Source organism: Nocardia sp. JW2, assembly GCF_051843015.1.
Taxonomy (GTDB): Bacteria; Actinomycetota; Actinomycetes; order Mycobacteriales; family Mycobacteriaceae; genus Nocardia; species Nocardia coubleae.
In genome coordinates, this window is the sequence record NZ_JBPXLK010000011.1 from 62,997 (window position 1) to 86,956 (window position 23,960).

21 protein-coding genes are annotated in these 23,960 nt (G+C 68.8%); 9 read left to right on the forward strand and 12 right to left on the reverse strand.

The window, feature by feature from the left end:
* Positions 1-46: 46 nt before the first annotated feature.
* A complete protein-coding gene (locus ACSVDM_RS17355; protein WP_439266182.1) occupies positions 47-631 on the forward strand; it encodes a DUF2867 domain-containing protein in 585 nt (194 codons plus the stop codon).
* Positions 632-664: 33 nt separating this feature from the next.
* Here the strand turns inward: ACSVDM_RS17355 and ACSVDM_RS17360 are convergent, their stop codons facing one another.
* Positions 665-1,666, reverse strand: coding sequence for a methylenetetrahydrofolate reductase (locus ACSVDM_RS17360; RefSeq protein WP_370465836.1), 1,002 nt, complete (start codon positions 1,664-1,666; stop codon positions 665-667).
* 314 nt (positions 1,667-1,980) lie between these two features.
* On the opposite strand from ACSVDM_RS17360, the gene ACSVDM_RS17365 reads away from it, so the two are divergent.
* From ACSVDM_RS17365 to ACSVDM_RS17380, 4 genes are all read left to right on the forward strand, one after another.
* On the forward strand, positions 1,981-3,135 hold the full coding sequence (locus tag ACSVDM_RS17365) for a polyprenyl synthetase family protein (RefSeq protein WP_439266184.1): 1,155 nt from the start codon (positions 1,981-1,983) through the stop codon (positions 3,133-3,135).
* Between the two features lie 7 nt (positions 3,136-3,142).
* On the forward strand, positions 3,143-4,729 hold the full coding sequence (crtI, locus tag ACSVDM_RS17370; protein WP_439266186.1) for a phytoene desaturase family protein: 1,587 nt from the start codon (positions 3,143-3,145) through the stop codon (positions 4,727-4,729).
* 101 nt (positions 4,730-4,830) lie between these two features.
* On the forward strand, positions 4,831-6,492 hold the full coding sequence (locus tag ACSVDM_RS17375) for an alpha-(1->6)-mannopyranosyltransferase A (protein WP_067642936.1): 1,662 nt from the start codon (positions 4,831-4,833) through the stop codon (positions 6,490-6,492).
* Positions 6,489-7,535, forward strand: coding sequence for a phytoene/squalene synthase family protein (locus ACSVDM_RS17380; protein WP_439266188.1), 1,047 nt, complete (start codon positions 6,489-6,491; stop codon positions 7,533-7,535). The genes ACSVDM_RS17375 and ACSVDM_RS17380 overlap by 4 nt, the downstream gene beginning before the upstream one ends.
* Before the next feature lie 83 nt (positions 7,536-7,618).
* On the opposite strand, the gene ACSVDM_RS17385 is transcribed toward ACSVDM_RS17380, so the two are convergent.
* The gene (locus tag ACSVDM_RS17385) at positions 7,619-7,987 is read right to left on the reverse strand and encodes an Rv2175c family DNA-binding protein (RefSeq protein WP_067497548.1); all 369 of its coding nucleotides are present in this window, start codon (positions 7,985-7,987) and stop codon (positions 7,619-7,621) included.
* Positions 7,988-8,114: 127 nt separating this feature from the next.
* Here ACSVDM_RS17385 and pknB point away from each other — a divergent pair, with 127 nt between their 5' ends.
* Positions 8,115-10,034, forward strand: a complete 1,920-nt coding sequence (pknB, locus tag ACSVDM_RS17390) for a Stk1 family PASTA domain-containing Ser/Thr kinase (RefSeq protein ID WP_439266379.1) — start codon at positions 8,115-8,117, stop codon at positions 10,032-10,034.
* 101 nt (positions 10,035-10,135) lie between these two features.
* Here pknB and ACSVDM_RS17395 read toward each other — a convergent pair whose 3' ends face one another.
* Positions 10,136-11,521, reverse strand: a complete 1,386-nt coding sequence (locus ACSVDM_RS17395) for a class II 3-deoxy-7-phosphoheptulonate synthase (RefSeq protein WP_067497414.1) — start codon at positions 11,519-11,521, stop codon at positions 10,136-10,138.
* A gap of 194 nt (positions 11,522-11,715) precedes the next feature.
* Between ACSVDM_RS17395 and ACSVDM_RS17400 the strand changes: the two genes are divergently transcribed.
* Positions 11,716-12,213, forward strand: a complete 498-nt coding sequence (locus ACSVDM_RS17400) for a polyadenylate-specific 3'-exoribonuclease AS (protein WP_067642942.1) — start codon at positions 11,716-11,718, stop codon at positions 12,211-12,213.
* A gap of 54 nt (positions 12,214-12,267) precedes the next feature.
* Here ACSVDM_RS17400 and qcrB read toward each other — a convergent pair whose 3' ends face one another.
* From qcrB to ctaE, 4 genes are all read right to left on the reverse strand, one after another.
* Positions 12,268-13,899: a cytochrome bc1 complex cytochrome b subunit gene (gene qcrB, locus ACSVDM_RS17405; protein WP_439266190.1), complete on the reverse strand. Its 1,632-nt coding sequence runs from the start codon at positions 13,897-13,899 to the stop codon at positions 12,268-12,270.
* A complete protein-coding gene (gene qcrA / locus ACSVDM_RS17410; RefSeq protein WP_067497406.1) occupies positions 13,896-15,035 on the reverse strand; it encodes a cytochrome bc1 complex Rieske iron-sulfur subunit in 1,140 nt (379 codons plus the stop codon). Before qcrA ends, qcrB begins: the two co-directional genes overlap by 4 nt.
* A gap of 118 nt (positions 15,036-15,153) precedes the next feature.
* The gene (qcrC, locus tag ACSVDM_RS17415) at positions 15,154-16,011 is read right to left on the reverse strand and encodes a cytochrome bc1 complex diheme cytochrome c subunit (protein WP_084457473.1); all 858 of its coding nucleotides are present in this window, start codon (positions 16,009-16,011) and stop codon (positions 15,154-15,156) included.
* 58 nt (positions 16,012-16,069) lie between these two features.
* Positions 16,070-16,681, reverse strand: a complete 612-nt coding sequence (gene ctaE, locus ACSVDM_RS17420; protein ID WP_439266192.1) for an aa3-type cytochrome oxidase subunit III — start codon at positions 16,679-16,681, stop codon at positions 16,070-16,072.
* Between the two features lie 180 nt (positions 16,682-16,861).
* Between ctaE and ACSVDM_RS17425 the strand changes: the two genes are divergently transcribed.
* A complete protein-coding gene (locus tag ACSVDM_RS17425) occupies positions 16,862-17,281 on the forward strand; it encodes a hypothetical protein (protein WP_181699190.1) in 420 nt (139 codons plus the stop codon).
* A gap of 77 nt (positions 17,282-17,358) precedes the next feature.
* Positions 17,359-18,468 carry an anthranilate phosphoribosyltransferase gene (trpD, locus tag ACSVDM_RS17430; RefSeq protein ID WP_439266195.1) on the forward strand — a complete coding sequence of 370 codons (1,110 nt, stop codon included), beginning with the start codon at positions 17,359-17,361 and terminating at the stop codon, positions 18,466-18,468.
* A gap of 5 nt (positions 18,469-18,473) precedes the next feature.
* Here the strand turns inward: trpD and ACSVDM_RS17435 are convergent, their stop codons facing one another.
* The 5 genes from ACSVDM_RS17435 to ACSVDM_RS17455 form a co-directional block, all read right to left on the reverse strand.
* Entirely contained in the window at positions 18,474-18,749 is a 276-nt protein-coding gene (locus tag ACSVDM_RS17435) for an Lrp/AsnC family transcriptional regulator (protein WP_067497390.1), read from the reverse strand.
* A gap of 4 nt (positions 18,750-18,753) precedes the next feature.
* On the reverse strand, positions 18,754-19,284 hold the full coding sequence (locus ACSVDM_RS17440; RefSeq protein ID WP_439266197.1) for a hypothetical protein: 531 nt from the start codon (positions 19,282-19,284) through the stop codon (positions 18,754-18,756).
* Between the two features lie 184 nt (positions 19,285-19,468).
* Positions 19,469-21,334, reverse strand: a complete 1,866-nt coding sequence (locus tag ACSVDM_RS17445; RefSeq protein WP_439266381.1) for a DEDD exonuclease domain-containing protein — start codon at positions 21,332-21,334, stop codon at positions 19,469-19,471.
* Positions 21,335-21,453: 119 nt separating this feature from the next.
* Positions 21,454-22,464 carry a hypothetical protein gene (locus ACSVDM_RS17450; protein WP_439266199.1) on the reverse strand — a complete coding sequence of 337 codons (1,011 nt, stop codon included), beginning with the start codon at positions 22,462-22,464 and terminating at the stop codon, positions 21,454-21,456.
* 10 nt (positions 22,465-22,474) lie between these two features.
* Positions 22,475-23,704 (reverse strand): ATP-binding protein, encoded by a 1,230-nt coding sequence (locus ACSVDM_RS17455; RefSeq protein ID WP_439266201.1) that lies wholly within the window; start codon positions 23,702-23,704, stop codon positions 22,475-22,477.
* Positions 23,705-23,960 lie beyond the last annotated feature (256 nt).

Genomic DNA, 23,960 nt, shown 5'->3' on the forward strand with positions numbered 1-23,960 from the left:
GGTAATCTCAATCGCTATACGCCCCCGTACAGATCGAGGTCATCCCATGCGACTTCCCACCTCCGCACACACCGCCCGGCCGTGGCGCATCCACGAGATCGCGCGCGACTTCGACACCGAAGACGTCTGGCAGTTCCGCACTCCCGGCGCGGGCCCCGACGATTTCCCCGCCTTCCTCGCGGCACTCCAGGCGGAGAAGGCGTCCGAAAGCTCGGGCATCAGCGGCGTGCTGTTCAAGATCCGCTGGAAACTGGGCGAGATCTTCGGCTGGGACGACGAATCGGCGGGCACCGGCACCCGCGTCGGCTCCCTGCGCGACCGGCTCCCCGCCGACCTGCGCGACACCCCGACTCCCGACGACAGCGACAGCCCGCTGACCAGCCTCTACGCCCTCGACAACGAGTACGCGGCCGAAATCGCCAACGGCACCATGCACGGCGTCATGCATCTCGGCTGGGTGCCCGACGACACCGGCTACCACCTGCAGATGGCCGTTCTGGTCAAACCGAACGGCCGCCTCGGGCGCCTCTACATGGCCCTCATCAAGCCGTTCCGCTACCTCATCGTCTACCCGGCCATGACCCGCAACTGGGAACGAACCTGGCAGACCCTCGCCGCTGCGAGGCGGTGACAACGCGCCGAAAGCCGCTCGTCCAGCTGCTGGTCAGGCGCTGAGAGGGGCGGCGGTGACGCCGTAGCCGAGGTTGGTGAGGACCTCGCTGGTGGCCTTGGCGAAGTTGAGGGTGATGAAGTGCAGGCAGGGCGCGTCTTCATCGATGAGGCGCTGGGCCATCTCGGTGGCGATCTGGATGCCTTCGGCGCGCACGGCGGCGCGGTCCTCCTCGGGGCCCGTGCCCGCGGCGCGGGTGAGGCGGGCGACGATGTCGGCGGGCACCGGGCGGCCGGACAACTCCTCGGCGCGCGCGACGGTGCGCAGCGAGGTGATGGGCATCAGCTCGGGGACGATCGGCTTGGCACCCTCGACGGGGTCCATGGCGATCACACGGTCGCGCAGGCGCAGGTAGTGCTCGACGTCGAAGAACATCTGGGTGATCGAATACTCCGCACCCGCACGCAGTTTCGCGCACAGGTGACGGGTGTCGTGGTCCAGGTCGGGTGAGCGGTGGTGGCCCTGCGGGAACGATGCGACACCCACATGGAAGTCGCCGAGATCGCGGACGATGCGCACGAGTTCCTCGGCGTACTCGACCCCCTCGGGGTGCTTGCGCCACTCACCCAGCGGGTCGCCGGGCGGGTCGCCGCGCAGCACGAGGACATTGCAGATGCCGGAGTCGGCGTAGGAACCGACCAGCGAGCGCAGTTCGGCGATGCTGTGGCCGACGGCGGTCAGGTGGGCGACCGGCAGCAGGGTGGTCTCCTGCGCCAGGGCGCCGGTGATGCGGACCGTGCGGTCGCGGGTGGAGCCGCCCGCGCCGTAGGTCATCGACACGAAGGCGGGGTGCATGCGTTCGAACTCGCGCACCGCGCGCCACAGCCTGGCCTCACCGGCCGCGTCGCGGGGCGGGTTGAACTCGACCGAAAACGGCACGCCCGTGCCCGAATGGGTGCGCAGACTCTGCACCACCGAGGGCGTGTTCGAGACGATCGACTGCTGCTTGGCGGGCCGATCGGGGGTCGAACGTCCCCGTCCACTGTCGAAAGTCACCGGCTCAGTCTAGTGGGACGTTCCAGGCCTACGGCGCCGACCGGGGAACTCCGATACCGGTCACGGCACGTCCCCGCCGGGCACAACCCCGCAGGCCGCGGCACCCGCCGAGAGGAAATCCCCTGTTCGGAGCGGAGAATGTCAAGCCGGATGGACACATGGACCGAGGAGCCCCGGACCCGAGGAAACGCCGGGTGTGGGATCGGTCGCAGCGGCCCTGTGCGCCCGCCGACGCTCCGCGCGGCCCGCGTATCGTCGAGACGACGCTGTGCACGCACCGCGAGGGTGCGTCATCGGATCCTGACGCTCGCCATTTGGAGGCCGCCCTGTCCGCCGGAATCGGTACCCCGCTCTCCCGGTCCGCCGCCGACGTGCTGACCTCGGTCGACCTAGTCGCGCTCACCCCCGGCACACCGGCCTTCGTCGCGGCGGTCGAGCAGGTGCTCACGGAGTTCTTCGCGAGCCGCCGCGAGATCGTCGAACCTCTCGGTCCGGTGTTCGTCGACGCGGCCGAGGCGCTGGAACAATTCGTGGTGCGCGGCGGTAAACGCACGAGGCCGGGCTTCGCCTGGACCGGCTGGCTCGGCGCCGGTGGCGACCCGTCCGCCCCCGAGGCGGCCTCGGTACTCACCGCGTGTGCCGCACTGGAACTGGTGCAGGCCTGCGCGCTGGTGCACGACGACATCATCGACTCCTCCCGCACGCGGCGTGGCTTCCCGACGGTGCACATCGACTTCACCGCTCGGCACCGCACGGCCGGTTGGTCCGGTGACGGCGAGGCATACGGGTCGGCGGTCGCCATTCTGATCGGCGATCTGGCCCTGGCCTGGGCCGACGACCTGGTGAACGCGGCCGGACTCGACACCGCGTCCTTCGCCCGGTTCGCCCCGGTATGGGCGCGCATGCGCACCGAAGTGCTCGGCGGGCAACTGCTCGACATCAACGGCGAGGCCGGTGGCGACGAGTCGGTCGAGGCCGCGCTGCGCATCAACCGCTACAAGACCGCCGCCTACACCATCGAACGGCCGCTGCACCTGGGTGCCGCACTGGCCGGCGCCGACGACGCGCTGGTCGCGGCCCTGCGCACCTATGGAACCGATGTGGGTATCGCGTTCCAGTTGCGCGACGACCTGCTCGGGGTGTTCGGCGATCCGGCCGTCACCGGCAAACCGTCGGGCGACGATCTGCGCGAGGGCAAGCGCACCGTGCTCATCGCCGAGGCGCTGCGCCGGGCCGACCCGGAGTCGGCCGCGCTGATCCGCACCGGGCTCGGCACCGACCTCGACGACGAGGCCGTCGACCGGTTGCGCGCGATACTGATCGACCTGGGCGCCGTCGACGACGTGGAGCGCCGCATCACCGAGCTCACCGAAACGGGTCTGGCCGCGATCGCGCACAGCGCCGCCACCCCCGCCGCCAAGCATCTGTTGCACGATATGGCGTTGGCCGCCACTCGCCGTACCGCCTGAGGACGTTGTGAAAACTGTTGTGGGACAAGCGAATCATGTCGTCGTCGTGGGAGCCGGGCTGGCCGGGCTCGGCGCCGCGCTGCACCTGCGGGGCGCCGGGCTCGAGGTGACCGTGCTCGAGCGCGCCGATCACCCCGGCGGGCGGGTGGGCCGCTACCGCTTCGCCGACTACGAGATCGACAGCGGCGCAACGGTGCTCACGCTGCCCGAGACGATCGACGACGCCCTCGCGGCGGTCGGGCAGACCCGGGAGGACGTCGGGCTGCGCATCCATCGCCTGGCTCCGGCGTATCACGCCCGCTTCGCCGACGGCAGCGACATCCGGGTCTTCGACGACGCCGAGCAGATGGCGGCCGAGGTCACCCGTGCGTGCGGTCCCCGCGAGGCACGTGGCTATCGGCGGCTGCGCGATTGGCTCGGCCGGATGTACGAGGCCGAGTTCGACGAATTCATGAACGCCGATTTCGATTCGCCTCTCGACATGGTCCGCACACCGGCCGCCCGGTCGGCGCTGGCCCGGGTGGTGCGCCTCGGCGGGCTCGGCAAACTCGGGCCGCGGGTGCGCTCGTACCTCCGCGACGAGCGGCTGACCAGGCTTTTCACCTTCCAGGCGCTCTACGCGGGGACGGCACCGGACCAGGCCCTCGCCGTCTACGGCGCCATCCCGAACATGGACACCTGCCTCGGGGTGTACTTCCCCGAGGGCGGAATGCGGGCCGTCACCACCGCGCTGGCCGAAGCCTTCACCGCTGCCGGCGGGCGCCTCGAGCTCGGCACCGAGGTCACCGGCATCGAGTACGCGACCCGCAAGGGCACCGCGTCACCCGGTGCCCGCCACGCCGAGGCCGTCCGCACGGTCGACGGGCGAAACGTCGCCTGCGACGCGGTGGTCATCACCGCCGACCTGGGCTCGATCCGCCGCTTCGGGCTGCGCAACCGGCGTGGGCTGCGGGCCTCGCCGTCGGCCGTCGTCGCGCACGGCACCGTGCCCGCCGAGGTTGCCGCGCGGTGGCCGGTGCAGGCCCATCACACGATCGAGTTCGGGGCCGCCTGGGAGCAGACCTTCCGCGAGATCGCCGCGGGCAAGGGCCGGGGCAAACTGATGAGCGACCCGTCGCTGCTGCTCACCCGCCCCGCGCTCACCGACGCGGGCCAGTTCGTCGACCGCGCCGACGGCCGCTGGGAGCCGCTCTCGCTGCTCGCGCCGTGCCCCAACCTGACCTCGGCGCCGCTGGATTGGGACCGCATCGGCCCGGCCTACCTGCGCGAACTGCTCGCGACGCTCGAGCAGCGCGGTTACACCGGCATCGGTGAGTACTTCCGCGTCGATCACCTCGACACACCGGCGACCTGGGCGGCCCAGGGCATGATCGCGGGCACACCGTTCTCGGTGGCGCACCTTTTCCGGCAGACCGGACCGCTGCGTCCACGCAACCTGCCAAGGGGCGTAGACAATGTCGTTCTCGCAGGTTGCGGTACTACTCCGGGGGTCGGTGTGCCCACCACGCTGCTGTCGGGCGAACTGGCGGCGGCGCGAATCACCGGCAGCCGGGCGCACACCGGTAGCGACCACCGGGTTAGTGTTCGGAACTGAAGCCGTAAACTGACGGCCGACTTATCAGCTCGCGGTTGCGACCGCCGACCATTCGGGGGGACCGACCGAAGATGCCGCCCCCCGAGACGACCGTAGGCCCCATGGACACCACGCGCACCCTCGAACCGCAGCGCCATCTGCCCGCCGGGACCGATCCCGGCGTCCGGTCGCGGCTGCGCACTGTCGGCGATTTCGCCCGGAGCCCCGAAGGTCACGCGGCCTTCATGGGATTCTTCGGCGCCATCATGATCACCTTCGGCGGTTTCGGTGCGGGCGCCGTCCGCAAACGCGATCCGCTGCTCGAGGCGCTGCACCTGTCGTGGCTGCGATTCGGCCACGGCTACGCCCTGTCGATGATCGTCATCTGGGCCGGTGTGCTGCTGATGATCACCGCGTGGGTGCGCCTTGGCCGCACGCTCATCGGCAACGGTGAACCGAAGGTCACGCTCAACGAGCTGCGGGTGATCGTCGGAATCTGGATCACCCCACTGCTTTTCGCGGCCCCGATGTTCAGCCGCGACGCCTACTCCTATCTCGCCCAGGGTGCGCTCCTGCGCGACGGTTTCGACCCCTACCAGGTGGGTCCCGTCGCCAATCCCGGTGTGCTGCTGGACAATGTGAGCCCCGTGTGGACCACAACCACCGCGCCGTACGGGCCGGTGTTCCTGCTGATGGGCCGCGCGATCACCACGCTCACCGGTGACAATGTGATCGCCGGGACCATCGCGCTGCGCTTCGTCATGCTGCCCGGCCTGGCGCTGATGGTGTGGGCGGTGCCCTATCTGACCAAGCACCTCGGCGGCAAACCGACCGTGGCGCTGTGGCTGGCGGTACTCAATCCACTGGTGCTCGTGCACCTCATCGGCGGCGTGCACAACGAGATGCTGATGGTCGGGCTGATGTGCGCGGGTATCGCGCTCGTGCTCGAGCGTCATCATGTGGCGGGCATCGTCGTGGTGGCCATCGGCGTCGCGATCAAGGCGACGGCAGGCGTGGCGTTGCCGTTCCTGGTGTGGATCTGGATCCTGCACGAGAAGGAACGGCGGGCGGCCGAACGCCGGGCCCGCGCCGACTCCGACGCCGGTCTCGCCGAGGAACTGAAGCATCCCGACGCGGCCCGGCCATCGGCCGACATGCCGCACCCACTGCTCGTGTTCACCAAGATCGCCGGCATCGGCATCGGCGTCTTCGCACTGGTCTTCGGTGCGGCATCGGTGATCGCCGGGGTCGGCTTCGGCTGGGTGACCGCGTTGCAGGGCTCGAACAAGATCATCAACTGGCTGTCGCTGCCGACGATCCTCGCCCACATGGTCACCTGGGTGACGCCGTGGTCGCTGGATTCGGTCCTGTCCGTCACCCGCGAACTGTGCAAGGTCGCGCTGGTGGTCCTGCTCGTGGCGACCTGGTGGCGGTTCCGCCACAGCGAGCGCGAGGCCGTGATGGGCATCATCGTCGCGTTCGTGGCGATCGTGCTGCTCTCCCCCGCCGCCCTGCCCTGGTACTACTCGTGGCCGCTTGCGCTGGCCGCCGGTTTCGCGATGTCGACGGTGACCCTGCAGTGGCTGGTCGGTATCTGCACCTGGCTGATGCTGGTGTTCCAGCCGGACGGCTCGATCGGCCTCTACAACTTCTGGCACGTGGCGCTGGCGACGTTCGCCGCCGTGGTGGCCGCCGTGTCGCTGCGCCACGTCGACCCGCTGCACCTGCGTTCGGCGAGTTCCCGCGCGATAGCCAAGGAACACGCACCGCCCGTCGCGGCATGAGTGTTCCCACCGCGCTGGACGACGCCTACGCGACCTGTCGCCGCATCGCCGCCGAGCACGGACGCACCTATTTCCTCGCCACGGCGTTACTGAGCCCGGAGCGGCGCCGGGCCGTGCACGCGCTGTACGCGTTCGCGCGGATGGTGGACGACATCGTCGACCACGCCGACGACCCCGCGTGGATCCTTGACCCGGCCGACCGGCCGCGAGCCCTCCTGTCGAGCGTCGCCCCGGGCGCACACGGTCCTGATCGCCGCCTCGCCCACGACAGCGACGGCATCTCCCCCGCTCAGCACCTCGATCTGGTCGAGAAGCAGCTCCGGCTGGCCATCGAGCAGGGCGACCTCGATACCGCCGACCTGCGGCGCCGCCAGATCATCACCGCGACGGCCGACACCATCGCCCGCTACGGCATCGCGCACGACCACATCTGGACGTTCCTCGATGCCATGCGCATGGACGTCCCCGGCGCGACCGTTCACCGCAGGCGCTACGCGAGCATGGCCGAGTTGGCCGAGTACATGCGTGGGTCGGCCGCCGCCATCGGTCTGCAGTTGCTGCCGGTGCTCGGCACGGTGGTCCCGGTGGCCGACGCCGAACCCGCTGCCGCCGCGTTGGGCGAGGCGTTCCAGGTCACGAACTTCCTGCGTGATGTGGCCGAAGACCTCGATCGCGACCGCATCTACCTGCCCACCGACGAACTGGCCGCGTTCGGCGTCGACGAGGGCCGACTGAACGCGTGCCGGGCGGCGGGGCGAACCGATCAGCCGACGCGACGCGCTCTGGCCCATCTGATCGCCGTCAACCGCGACATCTACCGCCGCGCGGTCCCCGGCATCGACCTGCTGGCTCCCCGGGTCCGTCCGGCGATCCGAACCGCCGCCGTGCTCTACGCCGAGATCCTCGACCAGATCGAAGCAGCCGACTACCAGGTCTTCGCCACCCGCGCGACGGTTCCCAACCACCGCCGAATTTTGGTCGCCGCCAAGGGTTTCGCCACTCAGCGCCGCGACCGGCCGGGGCTCGACTCCCGCGAGAGGTAACCCACCCCGAAGCCGACGCCCGGCAAGGGCGCACCGGCCATCCGGTCCGCCGGACGCGTCGGCTCAGCCTGTTCGGCAGGTCCTCAGAAGGGTTCGGCGGCGGCGCGGCGGACGACCTCGCGGGCCAGCGGGCCGTGCAGGGCGTCGACCGGGCGGCCGGGCAGGGAGTCGTCTTCGGTGTAGATCCAGCGGAGGATGTCCTCGTCGCTGTACTTGCCGTCGCGCATCACCGTGATCAGGCCGGGCAGCATGCGGACGATCTCGTCGTTGTCGTCGAAGAAGCGGGACGGAATGCCGACGACACCGCCCCGGCGCACCGCGATGAGCTGGTGATCGCGCAGCATCTGGTGCACCGCGGTCACCGGGACGCCGAGTATGTCGGCGGCCTCGGGCAGGGAGACGAGGGTTTCGGTGTCGGGCAGCACGTCGTCGCTGCAGGGAAAGGCACTCACCCGCACAACGGTAGTACGTGACGCGGCGCATCCATCGGCGGGCATGCCGTCGCACCCGGTTACGATCGTGGGGGCCGCACCACCGTGGCCAGTTTGTCGTACGCCGGAGGAACCTGTGATCGGCCAGATGCTGGAAGGGCGCTATCGCATCGACGCGCCGATCGCGCGCGGCGGAATGTCGATGGTGTTCCGCGGAACCGACACCCGGCTCGACCGTCCCGTCGCCATCAAGGTGATGGACCCCAAGTTCGCGAGCGACCCACAGTTCCTGAGCCGCTTCGAGTTCGAGGCGCGCGCGGTGGCCAAACTCAAGCACCCGTCGCTCGTCGCGGTGTACGACCAGGGTGTCGACGGCGAATATCCCTTCCTCATCATGGAATTGGTCGAGGGCGGCACCCTGCGTGAGCTGCTGCGCGAACGCGGCCCGATGCCGCCGCACGCCGTGCGGGCCGTCGCCGAACCGGTGCTGCGCGCCATCGGCACCGCGCACGACGCCGGCTTGGTGCACCGCGACATCAAGCCGGAGAACGTGCTGATCTCCGATGCGGGCGAGGTGAAGATCGCCGACTTCGGCCTGGTCCGCGCCGTGGCCGCCGCCAACACCACCTCCGCCAGCGTGATCCTCGGCACCGCCGCCTACCTGTCGCCGGAGCAGGTCACCACCGGCACCGCCGACGCGCGCTCGGACGTGTACTCCTTCGGCATCCTGATCTTCGAACTGCTCACCGGCCGCGTGCCGTTCACCGGCGACAATTCGCTGTCGGTGGCGTATCAGCGGGTGGAGAACGACGTACCGGCGCCGAGTCAGTTCATCGACGGTGTGCCCGCCGAATTCGACGCCCTCGTCGCCGAGGCCACCTCCCGCGACCCCGCGAAGCGCTTCGCCGACGCCAATCAGATGGCGGCCAACCTGCAGGCCGTCGCGATGACCTTGAACCTGCCGCCGTATCGCGTTCCGGCACCCCGTGATTCGGCCGAACATCTCAGCGAGGCCTTTCGCGCACCCGTGGCCGCGGCGAATCCCGTTGGTGTCCCGCATGAACCCGCACCGCCGCGTCCGGTCGCCCAGCCGCAGCACACCCGGGTGGTCACCGCCCAACGGCCCCGACTCGACGAGCACGCCGATCCGCCCGCGCCCCTGCACAATCCGTTCGTCCCGGCCGAGACCCATACCCGCCGCACCGGCCTGGTGTGGGTGGGTATCGTCACCGCGCTGACGCTGCTGGTCGGCATCGGTGGCTGGTGGCTCGGCGTCGGCCGCTACACGGCCGTGCCGCCGATTGCGGGCATGGACAGCGAGCGGGCCGTCGCCGTGCTGGAGCAGGCCGGATTCGAGACGGTACTGCGGCAGAAGGCGTCCGACACGATCCCGGTGGGCGGCGTGGTCGGCACCGACCCGTCGGCGGGCTCACGGGTCACCAAGAGCTCAACCATCGCCGTGCTGATCTCCAACGGCAAGCCGCGCGTCCCCGAGGACATCAAGCCCGGCGACCAGATCAGTGCCGTGAACGCCGCCATCCGCGACATGGGCCTGCAACCCATCGACAGCGGCGAAGCGGCCAGCACCGCCCCGAAGGGCTCACTGGCCAGGGTCGAGCCCGCCCCCGGCACCGTGCTGCCGATGGGCGCGCAGGTGAAGGTGTACCGCAGCAAGGGCTCCCAGCCCGTGAACGTGCCCGATGTGCGCGGCAAGACCACCGAGGAAGCCACCCAGGCGCTCACCAAGGCCGGACTCACCGTCCGCGAGGTGAAGGTGCAGTTCGACAAGAGCATCGAGGCCGACAAGGCCATCGGCACCGACCCCGCCGTCGGCACCACCCTGCAGTCCGGCGACAGCGTCACCCTGCTCGTCTCCAACGCGATCAAGGTCCCCAACGTGATGGGTCAGAACGTCGGCAACGCCCGCGCCAAACTCCAGCAACTAGGCCTGCGGGTAGAGGTCAAATCCCTCACCGACTCCGACAGCTCCCTGGTCATCGGCCAGGTCCCCGGCATCAACACGAACGTGGAGGCGGGCAGCGTCGTATCGCTCACCGCCCTACCTTGAAGAGACCGCGCCCCGGAAAAGGACGACAAGCCCGACAAGGACGACGACAAGGAAAAGCCCGGCCGCGGCGGTAACCGCTGACCGGGCTCTACCGAACCAGCTCAGCGCAGCATCTCCGCCACCAGGAACGACAGTTCCAGCGACTGCTGAGTGTTGAGCCGAGGATCGCAGGCAGTCTCGTACCGCCCACCGAGATCCAGATCGGAGATGTCCTGCGCACCACCGAGGCATTCGGTGACGTTCTCACCGGTCAGCTCGATATGCATGCCGCCAGGATGGGTGCCGAGCGCGTGGTGGACCTCGAAGAACCCCTGCACCTCGTCGACGATGCGATCGAAGTGACGGGTCTTGAACCCGGTGGACGACTCGTGGGTGTTGCCGTGCATCGGGTCGCACTGCCAGATCACCTGGTGGCCGGTGGCCTGCACCTTCTCGATGATCGGCGGCAGCACATCGCGCACCTTGCCGTTGCCCATGCGCGCCACCAGGGTGAGCCGGCCGGGCTCGTTGTTCGGGTCGAGCCGCTCGACGTATTCCACCGCCTGGTCGGGGGTGGTGGTCGGGCCGATCTTGAGGCCGATGGGGTTGGCCAGCAACTCGGCGAAGGCGATGTGGGCACCGTCGAGCTGACGGGTGCGCTCACCGATCCACAGGAAGTGCGCCGACAGGTCGTAGAGCAGTGGTTCGCCCGTCTCGCTCTCGCTGAGGCGCAGCATCGCGCGCTCGTAGTCGAGGACGAGCGCCTCGTGCGAGGCGTAGATGCGGGCGGTCTTGAGGCTCGGGTCGTTGACCTGACAGGCAGCCATGAACCGCAGACCCTTGTCGATCTCCTCGGCCAGGGTCTCGTAGCGCGCACCCGCGGGCGACTGGGCGACGAAGTCACGGTTCCAGTCGTGCAGGCGGTGCAGGTCGGCGGTGCCCGCGCTGGTGAGGGCACGCACCAGGTTCATCGCGGCGCTCGCGTTGGCGTAGGCCCGGACCAGGCGTGACGGGTCGTGGCGGCGCAGCTGCTCGTCGGCGACCAGGGAGTTGACCATGTCGCCCCGGTAGGACTTCAGGCCGAGCGCATCGATGTCGGCCGAGCGCGGCTTGGCGTACTGACCGGCGATGCGGGCCACCTTCACCACCGGCATGCTCGCGCCGTAGGTGAGCACGACAGCCATCTGCAGCAGGGTGCGGATATTGCCCCTGATGTGGGGTTCGGTGTTGTCGGCGAAGGTTTCCGCGCAGTCACCGCCCTGCATCAGGAAGGCCTCGCCGCGCGCCACCTGCGCCAGCTGCGCCTTGAGGTCCTCGACCTCGGCGGGCAGGCAGATCGGCGGCACGCTCTCGAGCACGGTGCGCATCGTGGTGGCCTCGTCGGCGTCCCAGGACGGCTGCTGCAGGGCGGGGCGAGCCAGAGCGGCGTCCAGTCGCCTGCGCAGATCGTCAGGCAGCGGCGGCAGTTCCGGCAGGCGGTCAATCGGTACGTCGACGGTCCAGGTCACCAGATCAGAATACGGACTCACCGAAGCGGGCGAATATCCGGCGTACCTGCGACGGGCCGACGGGACCCCCGGCAGCGACCCCTGCGCACCACGCGCGAAGTGCCCGCATAGGGTTTCACTCAATTCATCGTGGGTCCGCCTGCCTCGTCGCGCCGGACGGGACGGGCGCCCACCGGCACGAAGAGGCGATCTCCCTGCGATATTTCTACGATTCGGAATTCGTCGAGGACGGCGTGACGATCGATCTGATCTCGATCGGTGTCGTCTGCGAGGACGGACGCGAGTACTACGCCGTCTCCACCGAATTCGACGCCGGACGGGCCGGGCCGTGGGTGCGCCGCAATGTGCTGCCGAAGCTGCCACCGGCCGGTTCGCCGCTGTATCGCACCCGGGCCCAGATCCGCGACGACCTGTTCAAGTTCTTCCTGCCCCGCCCCGGTGTGTATCCGGAGCTGTGGGCCTGGGTCGGCGCCTACGACCACGTGGCGCTGTGCCAGCTGTGGGGTGACATGACCGCGCTGCCCAAGAACATGCCCCGCTACACCAACGAACTGCGCCAGCACTGGGTGGCCCACGGCAGCCCCGAACTGCCGCCCATCCCCGACGACGCGCACGACGCGCTGGCCGACGCCCGCCACAACCTGGCCAAGTTCGAGGCCATCGAATCCCACCGCCGCACGCCCCGCCTCTGAATACGACGAAGGCCCCGAGTCGAAAACGACTCGGGGCCTTCGTTGTTCGCGGAATCAGTGACCGCTGTGGTCACCGTTGCCGGTGCGAGCCTGGTGCTCGGCGAGGGCGCCGAGCATCTTGTGCTCCTCGGCCTCCTCGATCTCGGCCCAGGCCTGGCCCTCGGCGCGCGGGTCGGGGCGAAGGAAGCTGCCCGTACCCGGCTTGCCCGCCGAACCGAGGCGGTTCATCTTCTTGGGCACCGGGGCACCCTGGTACTCCAGCGGGATGGCGTGGCCGTGTGCGTCGACCCCACCCAGCGGCTGGTGCACCTCGATGTACTCACCGTGCGGCAGACGCTTGATCACACCGGTCTCGATGCCGTGCTCGAGCACCGCGCGGTCGCTGCGCTGCAGGCCGATGCAGAACCGGTAGGTGATGAAGTACGCCAGCGGCGGCAGCAGCAGCAGGCCGATACGACCGATCCAGGTGGTCGCGTTCAGCGAGATGTCGAACTTCAGCGCGATGATGTCGTTGACGCACGACAGCGTGAGCACCACGTAGAACGCGATGGCCATCGCACCGATCGCCGTGCGCACCGGCACGTCGCGCGGACGCTGCAGCAGGTTGTGATGCGCGGTGTGGTCGTTGGTGAGGCGCTTCTCGATCCACGGGTAGGCGATCAGCAGCGTGAACACCAGGCCCATGACCAGCGCGACCCAGAACGCCGCCGGAATCGTGTACCGGCCGAGGTAGAGCTCCCAGGCAGGCATCAGACGCGCCATACCGTCGGTCCACATCATGTAGAAGTCGGGCTGTGAACCCGCCGACACCTGCGACGGGTTGTACGGACCGAGGTTCCACACCGGGTTGATCTGCAGGACACCGCCCATGATGCCGACGATGCCGAGGGTGAAGGCGAAGAACGCGCCCTGGTCGGCGGCGAACACCGGGACGATGCGAGCACCGACCACGTTCGTCTCCGTGCGGGCCGGGCCGGGGAACTGGGTGTGCTTCTGGTACCAGACCAGCGCCACGTGGGCACCGATCAGCGCCAGGATGATGCCGGGCAGCAGCAGCACGTGCGCGATGTAGAGGCGCGGGATGATGATGTCGCCGGGGAAGTCGCCGCCGAACATCAGCCAGTGCAGCCAGGTACCGACCACCGGGACACCGATGGTGATGCCGGAGAACGCGGCACGAAGACCGGTGCCCGAGAGCAGGTCGTCGGGCAGCGAGTAACCGAAGAAGCCCTCGAACATCGCCAGGATCAGCAGCAGCGAACCGATCACCCAGTTCGCCTCACGCGGCTTGCGGAACGCGCCGGTGAAGAAGATGCGGAACAGGTGGATGATGATCGACGCCGCGAACAGCAGTGCCGCCCAGTGGTGGATCTGGCGGACGAACAGACCACCGCGCACCTCGAAGGAGATGTTCAGCGTCGTCTCGTAGGCCCGCGACATGCCGACACCGCGCAGCGGCTGGTAGGCACCGTCGTACACGACGTGCGCCATCGACGGGTCGAAGTACAGCGTCAGGTAGATACCCGACAGCAGCAGGATGATGAACGCGTACAGCGCGATCTCACCGAGCAGGAACGACCAGTGGGTCGGGAAGACCTTGTTGATCGACCGCTTCACGAACGCGGCGGCACGATACCGCTCGTCCATTTCATTGGCCTGGTTAGCGGCCATATCTCCAGCACTCATGAACGACGCTCCCAGAAGGCCGGGCCGAGCGGCTCGATGAAGTCGCCCGCGGCGACCAGGAAGCCCTCGGAGTTGACGGTGATCGGCAGCTGAGGCAGCGCGCGGGCGGCCGGACCGAAGACCGGCTTACCCCACTCGGTCGCCGAGAACTGCGACTGGTGGCACGGGCACAGGATCCGGTTGGTCTGCTGCTCGAACAGCGAGGTCGGGCAGCCCAGGTGGGTGCAGATCTTCGAGTAGGCGAAGTAGTCGCCGTAGTTGAAGCTCTCCTGGCCCTTGCGCTTGATCGCCTTCTCGGCGTCCTCGGTGCGCAGACGGATCAGCATGACGGAGTTACGGATGCCGCGCAGCGACTGCAGGGTGGCGTGCGAATCGCCGCGCCACTTCTCTTTCCAGGGGAAGACGGTTTCCATCGCGCCCGCGTCGAGATCCTCCGGGCGCACCAGGACGATGTCGTCGGGACGGCCGGTGTCGCGGCGGATGTAGACGGTCTCGCCCGGGTAGTCCGGGGTCCAGCCCGACACCCACAGCGGCGACTTGTCCTTCTTCGCCCACGGGTTCTTGATCATGCCGCCGATGAACACCATCGCGGCACCGAGGCCGAGCACACCGACACCGGCACCGGCGGTGCCGAGCATCATCTTGCGGCGACCGAGGGTGGAGGTCTCGAGCGCGTCCTGCAGCTCGGCGGCCAGGGTACGGCGCTCGACCTCGTCGGACGGGCCGTCGTGGCGCTGCTGGATGGAGATCTCGGCGGGGATGAACCGCTTGCGGATCAGCACCACGGCGATACCGATGACCAGCACCGAGATGCCGAAGGTCAGACCGATGAGCGGGGTGAACAGCGAGTAGGCCTCGTGGCCCTCGTCGCCCTTGCCCTTCCACTCCCACGGCCAGAACAGGAAGACACCGATCAGCGCGGCGGCCGCGAGACCGGAGATGGCGAACCAGAACGTGACGGCACGCTCGGCACGCTTCTCGGCCCGGGTGCCTGGCACCGGCCAGCGCTCGCTGCGGTACACGACCTCGACGTCGTCTCGCGCGGTACCGAGTTCGACGAGCTCGTCACGCGACATCGCGTCCAGTTCGTCTTCGGTGGGTTCGCGACCCATGTCGCTTCGCTCCTGTCCACTCATGACTGTGTCCTATCCGACGCGCCGAGCGCGACCTGCCCGATCACGTGCTGTGCCCGATTGGACATGCTCGGGCGCGCTGCGTGGTTACGCTGCGCTACCGCCTCCGCACGCTGACCGATCATGTCCGGGAACCGATCCACATAGCGGCGCCGACCACAGCGGTGATGCCGATGACCCAGATGGCGAGACCTTCGGTCGCCGGACCGAAACCGCCGAGATCCCAGCCGCCGGGCGACTTCTCCTCGGCGGAGTTCTTGACGTAGGCGACGATGTCGCGCTTCTCTTCCGGCGTCAGCTGCCGGTCGGAGAACTTGGGCATGTTCTGCGGGCCGGTGAGCATCGCGTCGTAGATCTGCTGCTCGTTGGCCGGCTCGAGCGGCGGCGCGAACTTACCGCCCGACAGCGCGCCACCGCGACCGGTGAAGTTGTGGCAGGACGCGCAGTTCATGCGGAACAGTTCCGAACCGCGGCCGATGTCGTCGCCGCGCAGCGATTCCTGGGCGATCTCGCCGTTGGCGTCGCGGATCACCGAGGGGCCACCGCCGTTGGCGGCGACGTAGGCGCCGAGCGCGTCGGTCTGATGCGCGTCGAACTTCTCCGGCTTGCGCATGGCCTGGGCCTCGTTGCGCACCATCGGCATACGGCCGGAGGAGACCTGGAAGTAGACCGCGGCCTCACCGACACCGATCAGGCTCGGACCGCGATCGGGCACACCCTGCAGGTTCGCACCGTGGCAGGTGATGCACGAGGTCTCGTAGAGCTGCTTGCCCTCACGGATCAGCGCGGACTGGTCCTCGTTCGCGGTGGCGATCTGCGGCTCGGGGGTGAGCGCGCTCGCCAGGAAGCCGGCTCCGACGAGGCCGACCATCAGCGCGAGCGCACCCGCGATACGACGGCGGGCGCGACGCTGCTTGCGCGTCTTGGCAGCCTGACCGGCGCCTGCGGGCTCGGGGGCCGACGGGGGAGATGAACTCATCTGTAGTCCCTTTGGAGTAGACGGAACCGACTTGTGCAAAAGCTTGTGTGCCCGCGGGCTAGCTGACGAAGTAGATCGTGGCGAACAGCCCGATCCAGACGATGTCGACGAAATGCCAGTAGTAGGACACCACGATGGCGGCGGTGGCCTGAGCGGGGGTGAACTTGCTCAGCGTGGTGCGGATGAGCAGGAACACGAACGCGATCAGACCGCCGATCACGTGCAGACCGTGGAAGCCGGTGGTGATGTAGAAGACCGAGCCGTAGGAGCTGCCCGCGATGGTCGTGCCCTCGTGCGCCAGGTGGTAGTACTCGTACGCCTGACCGGCGACGAAGAAGGCACCCATCAGCAGGGTGATCGTGTACCAGCGGCGCAGGCCGAACACGTCGCCCTTCTCCGCGGCGAACACGCCCATCTGGCAGGTGAACGACGATGCGATCAGCACGGCCGTCACCGGAACAGCCAACGCGAGGTTCAGCTCGGTGGGCTCCGGGGGCCAGTCGCCGTGCGCTTGCGCGCGCGCAACGAAGTACATGGCGAAGAGGCCGGCGAAGAACATCAGCTCGCTCGACAGCCAGATGATGGTTCCGACGCTGACCATGTTGGGCCGGTTCAGCGAATGCACACGCTGAGTAATGGCCGATCCTGGGGTGCCTACTGCGGTCGTCACGGGGTAAGTATGACTCTTCGTAGTACGACAGCTGTACCCGGGTACGAAAGTTTGTCGCGCGGACCGGAAAACCCACGTACAGAGGGGGTCCGATGCAACCGTCGGCGTGTTGGCGACTCGTCGCGTGACAACTCATTGTGACAGCGTTGGATGTGGATAGGCTGAGACGAGGAGGCGACGATGGTCGTAGTGCGGATGTGGCGGCGGCTCTTCGGTGGGCAACCCGGTGGGCTCGATCCCACGCGTGAGGATCTGGTCGTCGTCGCGTCGAGTTTCGACGACGCCGAGGCGTCCTCGGTGGCGCTCGACCGGGCCGTCGATCTCGATCGCGGCGCGCAGGCGGTGTTGCGGCACCATCTGCGGCTGCCGGCCGATCGCATCGACGAGGCGTGCGAGATCGCCGGATACGACGGATACGAGCGCGCGGAGGCGGTGCGCGGGGTCTCCGACGATCTCGTGCCCGTGCTGCTGCAGCGGGTACAGCTGCTCGACCCGCTGACGATCTCGCAGGAACGTTCGCGGATGGCGGGCCTGGCGCAACGCCACGACGGGGTCGCCGACGGGTGGGACGCGCTGCAGCCGCCACGTCCGGCCGCCTAAACTTGCCGATCGAGCGCACAGTGGTTGCGCAAGCGCAACCTCGTTGCGCCCGTCGTCGAAACGGAGATGCAGAGCAGATGAGCGTGCGCAGCTGGCCCCAGGTGCTCGGGACACTCGCCGACGGAGGTGACCTCGGCTCCGACGACACCGCGTGGGTGATCGACGAGATCTTCACCGACAACGCCACCCCTGCCCAGATCGCGGCCTTCGGCGTCGCCATGAAGATCAAGGGCCCCACCCCCACCGAGCTGGCGGGCATGGTGTCGGGGATGCTCGGGCACGCGCGGCTGGTGCACGTCGACGGGGACGCGGTCGACATCGTCGGCACCGGCGGTGACCGTTCCGGGTCGGTGAACATTTCCACCATGTCCTCGGTGGTCGTCGCGTCGGCGGGGGTGCCGGTGGTCAAGCACGGCAACCGGGCCGCGTCGTCGAAGGCCGGTGGCGCCGATGTGCTCGAGGCGCTCGGTGTGAAGCTGGCCCTCGGCCCGCAGTCGGTGGCGCGGTCGGTGCGCGAGGCCGGGATCGGGTTCTGTTTCGCACCGCTGTTCCATTCGGGGCTGCGTTTCGCCGGTGCGGCGCGCAAGGAGATCGGCATCCCGACCGTGTTCAATGTCCTCGGCCCGCTGACGAATCCGGCGCAGCCGCGCGCCGGGCTGATCGGCTGCGCGTTCGAGGACCTGGCGCCGGTGATCGCGGGTGTGTTCGCGCGACGCCGCTTCGCCGACGCGGTACCGGGTGTCGCGGGGACCCCCGCCGAGTACAGCGCCAGTGCGCTGGTGGTGCGCGGGCGCGACGGGCTCGACGAGATCACCACCTCGGATCTGACCGATGTGTGGGTGGTCAGCGGTGGGCGCGTCGCGCAGACGGTGCTCGACCCGACCGCGCTCGGCATCCCCCGCGTCGATCTCGACGAGTTGCGTGGCGGCGACGCGGCCGAGAACGCGCGGATCGCGCGGGAGGTCTTCGCCGGGACACCGGGGCCGGTGCGGGACGCGGTGCTGCTGAATTCGGCCGCGGCGATCGTCGCCTACGACCTGTCACGTGGCGTGGGCGATGTCGATCTCGACTTGGACGCCGCGCTCTCGGCCGCGATGGAACGCGCCGCCGCCGCGGTGGACAGCGGCGCGTCCGCGAAGTTGCTGCAGACCTGGGCCGAACTCACCCAGGTCCTCGACGACAACTGAAAGCCCTACTCCCCCAAGGAGAATCCGGCCTCCACGTCGGCGCTGGAATAGGACTTGAAGGCGATGTGGGTGGTGGTGCGGACCACCCCGTCGACCTTGTCGATGCCTTCGGTGACGACCTCGGCGATGCGCTCGTGATCGCGTACCCGCACGATCGCGATCAGGTCCACATCGCCGGCGCAGGAGTACACCTCGGCGACTCCTGCGGTATCGGCGAGCGCCTGTGCGGTCTCGGGGATGCGAGAGTTCTCGGCCTGGATCAGCACGATCGCGGTAATCATGGGATCAGCCTAGAACTTCGGGCCGCTCGGTGGCCGCTTTGAACCGTCGCATGAGGTCGTAGCTCTTCACACCCGGTGCCGTTTCCAGCGAACTCGACACGTCGACGCCGTAGGGACGGTGGCGGGCGATGACGTCGGCGACATTGTCCGGGTCGAGGCCACCGGCCAGCACCACCCGTCTCGGCTGGGCGCGCACCCAGTCGGGGAACTCCTCGAAGACGCCGCTGCCCGCGCTGGCGTCGTAGAAGAAGTATTCGCTGGTCTGCTCGGGTGCGGGCGGGGTCGAGGAGCAGAAGGCCAGGTTCGGCAGGTCGGCCCACCGGTAGAGCTGGACGACGTCGAAGGCGTCGGCCACCTCGGCGACTTCGGCGTGTTCCAGCGCGACCGCGAAGGTGGTGATGCGACCGCGTGCGTAGTCGGCGAGGGCACGGGCCTGCTCGGGCGTGCGGTACCGCTTGCTCTTGGGCGTGACCATGACACCGATCGCCGAATAGCCCAGCTCGACCGCCCAGTCGATCTGTTCCTCGGTGGTCAACCCACACACCTTCACGAACACCGCCACCAGTCCTTTCCACCGACAACACCACCAACCATGATCCAGGACGGGACAGGTGCGTCTCGGACAGGTCGGCCGAACACCACCGTTTACCTCAGCCCCTCCCCTGCTGTTCGGCGGAGAACACGCGCCTGCTGCGGTTTCCCCTCGACCCGGCGGGCGATCACCGCTCCGCCAGATACTGCTCCTGCTCGGACCGCACTTCCGCCGCCTCCCGGGCCAGCTGCGCCCAGGCGACCCAGCGGGCGGCGCCGTGCAAGGGTTCGCAGTACGCGTCGCTGGTCCGGACGATCCGGGCGCCGGGTTTGGCGAGCCAGCGCGCGATCACCCCGACCTCCTCCGGCGGCGCACCGAGAAGTGGAGGTACGTCGTCGGAGAACATGGGCGGCCGATCCGCGCTGTCCACGGTTGTCATCGCGGCGTCGGGAATCCCGGGGATCGGCATCGCTTGTCGTTGCGGTGCGCGACCGTTGCTCGTGGCCGCGTCGCCGAGGTCGGGCACGACCGTTTCCGCGGCCGCCACGATTTGATCGACGACAGCCATGGGTGGGGTGCCGCGGCGGGCGACGCCCGCGGCGGCGAGGCGGCCGTGGCGGATGACGGAGAATTCCCAGCCGCCCGCGCCGTCGGGAAGGGCGATGATCAGTTCGGCGAGGCGGGCCAGTGCGGCGAGCCGTTGGGTGCGAGCCAGTTTGGTGACCACGGCGGCGGTGCGATCACGCAAGCGGGCCGCTGCCTCGAAATGCTCTGCCGTGGAATAGGTTTCGATGCGATCGAGCATGGCTCGCAGGAGCGTGTCGGAGCGACCCGTGAGCAGATCGCGGACCGAATGGGCGGCGGGTGCGTAGGCGTCGGCGTCCGAGCCGTCGGCGCTGGCGGCCGGGCATCCGCCGACGATCGCTGGTTGGCACAGGTGTTTCGCGGCGCGGGTGAGCCGGGTGGCACAGGTACGCAGACCCGCGAATTCGGCGATGGTCAGGCCGACATCTACGGCGTCGGCACGAGAGTTGAACGGGCCGAGAGCAGTTCGGGTCGGCGTGCGAACGGCGACCAGACGCGGGAAGGGTTCGTCGGTGAGAGTGAGCCACCAGCCACGCTTGGGGAACTTCGAACGGCGGTTGTAAGGCGGGACGTGGGCGGCGAGCAGTCGCAGTTCGCGAACACCGGCTTCGAGTCCGTGCGCGCAGACCACGTGGTCGACCCGTTGTGCCAGCGCCACCATCTCTTTCATGCGGCCGCGCGTCTCCGAACCGGTGAAGTAGTTGCGCACGCGGCGGCGCAGATTCACCGCCGTCCCTATATAGAGGACTTCGTCGGACGGGCCGCGGAACAGATACACACCCGGCGCGGCAGGGAGATCGTTGGCGAATGTCCTTTTGGCGCGCTGTGTTCCGGTGACACCGGGCAGATAGTCGAGCAGCTCCGTCAGGCTCTGCACACCCTGGTTACCGACGCGGGCGATCAACGCGTGCAACACGTCGACGGTGGCGCGGGCATCGTCGAGAGCGCGGTGCGTCGGCGTGGTCGACGCACCGAGGATCTGTGCCAGCACCCCCAGTCGCGCCGACGGCGCTTCGTCGCGAGTGAGCACCCGCCGCGCCAGCTTCACCGTGCACAGCACCTGGGGATTCGGCCACGGAATGTCCTGGCGCGCGGCAGCGGCTTTCAGGAAAGCCGTGTCGAACCGGGCATTGTGCGCCACCAGCACCGCCCCCGCCGCGAACTCGAGAAACCCCGGCAACACCGCCTCGATCCGCGGCGCGGCATACACCATGGCCGTGGTGATCCCGGTGATCTGCACGATCGCGGGCGGAATCTCGTACCCCGGATTCACCAGGGTCGCGAACTCCCCCAACACCTCTCCCCCACGCACCTTCACCGCCCCGATCTCGGTGATCGCATCACCGTCGGGGCTGGTCCCGGTGGTCTCCAGGTCGACGACGACGAAAGTGGTGGCATACAACGGCGTATCGAGCTCGTCGAAGGCCAGCTGCCGCGCGGCCGGGAGTACAGGGTCGGGCACGGACAGCAGAGTAAGGAAAGGGTCCGACAGGATTGTTGGAGCGCCGGCGCGCTCGAGTCGGCGGCCCCTGCGGTCCCGACGCGGCGCGGCGATCCCTCCGCCGTGCCAGGAGGTTGGTGGCGGGTTCAGCGGGGCACGTGCTGTGGCCAGGCGGGGAGGGGTGGGGTGGGACGGGCCGTCAAGTAGCGGCTCCACTCGGGGAAGGTGGGCAGCGGCTGCGGCTTGTAGTAGGTGAGCGGTGGGCGCAGGGTCGTGGTGGGGCGGGTCGAGGGGTTGTCGGTGTCGACTCCCGACACAGCGCGGGCCAGTCCGACGACGAACAAGAAGACGAGTACGGCGATCACGCCTGTGCTCGATCGTCGGGCACCGCCGGCGCTCGGACCGCCGAGGTACTCGCGGCGCACCGCCGGGTCTCGCAACGACCCGGAAGGATCGGGTACCTGCCGCAGCAGTTCCCGCGCCGCGGGCCCGTGGGCCGGTTCGAGTTCGGCGGCCCGCAACAGCCACCGCTCGGCATTCGCCCGCCTGCCCGACCGCGCGGCGTCCGCGCCGAGCAGATACATGGCCTCGGCATTGTCGGGTTCCAGCCGCAACGCCTGCTCGAGTGCCGCACGGAACGCCGCGGCGCGCGGGGCGTCGGCCTCGGCGCCGTGCCACAGCACGCGGGCACGCGTGATGTAGAGGAGTGGTTCCTGCGGGTCGAGTTCGATGCCGACATCGACGGCGGCCAGCGCCGCCTCGCGGTCCCGGGGTGCCAGCACGACCGCGAGTACCCGGTGACACTCGGCCGACCAGGGGTTCAGGTCCACGCAGGTGTACGCCGCGCGCACCGCCTCGTCCTGATGGACGAGCGCCGCGACCCGATCGGTGTCGGTCAGCCGGTCGAACAATCCGTGTTCGCTGAGCGCGAGCAGGACCCACGCGAACAGGTGCTCGGGGTCGTGGCGCAGCGCCGTGCGTGCCGCCGCGCTCGCGGTGGCGAAATCCGCGGACCTCAGCCACGTGTGCGCGACGTGTGCGTGGGCATCGGCGTTGTCCGGCTCGACGGCCAGGAGGGCGGCCAGCTCGGCGCGGGCCGCCTCGAGTCGGTCCAACTCGACCAGTACGACGGCCCGGTCGAGTCGCGGTTCGCTCATGGGTGTCGATTCAGCGCTTGACGCGCTTCAGGTACCGGGCGAGATCGTCATAGCTCCCGTCGCCGTTGGCGAATTCGACCACATTGCGGGCGGATTCGAACCAGGCACCGGTACTCGGCCGCACCTGGGCGAGCGCGGCCCGCACATCGGGCATGCCGACGGGACGCACCTCACCCGTGCGCATCGAGTCCGCCATCGCCAGCTGGGTGGCCGAGGTGCAGATGTGGGCGAGGTCGGCGCCGGACAGGCCCTCGGTGTGCGTGGCGAGGGCAGTGAGGTCGATGCCGGCGATCGGGCGGTCGCGCAAGTGGTAGTGCAGGATCGACCGGCGCGCGGCCGCGTCCGGTAGACCGACGAAGATCATCCGGTCGAACCGGCCCGGCCTGCGCAGCGCCACATCCACGTCCCACGGGTGGTTCGTCGCGCCGAGCACGAACACGCCCTCGTTGCTGTGGGTCGCCGAATCCATCTCGGTGAGCAGCTGGTTCACCACCGTGCGCATCGCCGAGGAGCCGTGCATCTGGCTGCGCTTGTGTCCGAGCGCGTCCACCTCGTCGAGGAACAGCACGCACGGGGCGTTACGGCGGGCCATCTCGAAGACGCTGTGCACATTGCGCTCACTCGACCCGGTGTAGATGTCGAGGATGTCGGCGATCTCGATCGGGTAGAAGTTGGCGCCGAGTTCCCCCGCCACCGCCGAGGCGATGAAGGTCTTGCCGCAGCCGGGCGGGCCGTAGAGCAGCAGGCCGCCGCGGGCGGAGGTGCCGAACGCCTTGGCGAGCTCGGGATTGCGCAGCGGACCGAGCAGGGTGAGGTCGAGTTGCCGCTTCACCTCGTCCATGCCACCCACATCGGCCAAGCCGAAGCGAGGGCGTTCGAGAGTGGCCGCGTCGTCGTCGATGACGAACTCGGCGGGGGCATCGACGAACGCCGGGGCGATGATGTCACCGACCTGGCTCTCGGCGGCCGCCCAGTCGTAGCCGGTCGGTACGGCAGCGGGCGGGGCGGCGGGCGCCGGTTGCGGCGAGCCACCACTCAACGCGGTACTGCACCGTGTCATCAAGGCCAGGACCTGCGCGTTTCCGGGATCGTTCCCGAGTGCGACACCACAATGAGCCAGCGCGTCGGCATACCGTTGCCGCTCGATCAGCAGCTCGATGACGCACACGCGCAGCGCGAGCACCCCCGGACTGCGGTCGAGCATCGTCAGCATGTCGGTGAGTACCTGGTCGTCGGCCACCGCTCCCCCTTCGAACCGCGAACATTCGACCGTACCGTAACCGCCCCAACGGGTTTCGCTGAATCGGCCGAAGATCGGTCCCACCCACCGGGACCAGGTCCGCGAGCCCGGTGCCCGACCCGATGCCGATCATTCGCCGCGAAGATTTCGCACCGATGCGAACAAAATGACCGCGAGCAAACCCAATTGAGACCGGCATCACATATATCGCAGTTATGCATTACTGCCGCCGAAACGATCGGATAAGTGACGTTTC

What these genes read in the sequence shown, in the direction of transcription:
- qcrC (WP_084457473.1), bottom strand. Translation starts at nt 16,011, where the DNA reads ATGAGTTCATCTCCCCCGTCGGCCCCCGAGCCCGCAGGCGCCGGTCAG.
- ACSVDM_RS17355 (WP_439266182.1), top strand. Translation starts at nt 47, where the DNA reads ATGCGACTTCCCACCTCCGCACACACCGCCCGGCCGTGGCGCATCCAC.
- ACSVDM_RS17375 (WP_067642936.1), top strand. Translation starts at nt 4,831, where the DNA reads ATGGACACCACGCGCACCCTCGAACCGCAGCGCCATCTGCCCGCCGGG.
- ACSVDM_RS17380 (WP_439266188.1), top strand. Translation starts at nt 6,489, where the DNA reads ATGAGTGTTCCCACCGCGCTGGACGACGCCTACGCGACCTGTCGCCGC.
- pknB (WP_439266379.1), top strand. Translation starts at nt 8,115, where the DNA reads ATGCTGGAAGGGCGCTATCGCATCGACGCGCCGATCGCGCGCGGCGGA.
- qcrB (WP_439266190.1), bottom strand. Translation starts at nt 13,899, where the DNA reads ATGAGTGCTGGAGATATGGCCGCTAACCAGGCCAATGAAATGGACGAG.
- ACSVDM_RS17450 (WP_439266199.1), bottom strand. Translation starts at nt 22,464, where the DNA reads ATGAGCGAACCGCGACTCGACCGGGCCGTCGTACTGGTCGAGTTGGAC.
- qcrA (WP_067497406.1), bottom strand. Translation starts at nt 15,035, where the DNA reads ATGAGTGGACAGGAGCGAAGCGACATGGGTCGCGAACCCACCGAAGAC.
- ACSVDM_RS17425 (WP_181699190.1), top strand. Translation starts at nt 16,862, where the DNA reads ATGGTCGTAGTGCGGATGTGGCGGCGGCTCTTCGGTGGGCAACCCGGT.
- ACSVDM_RS17435 (WP_067497390.1), bottom strand. Translation starts at nt 18,749, where the DNA reads ATGATTACCGCGATCGTGCTGATCCAGGCCGAGAACTCTCGCATCCCC.
- trpD (WP_439266195.1), top strand. Translation starts at nt 17,359, where the DNA reads ATGAGCGTGCGCAGCTGGCCCCAGGTGCTCGGGACACTCGCCGACGGA.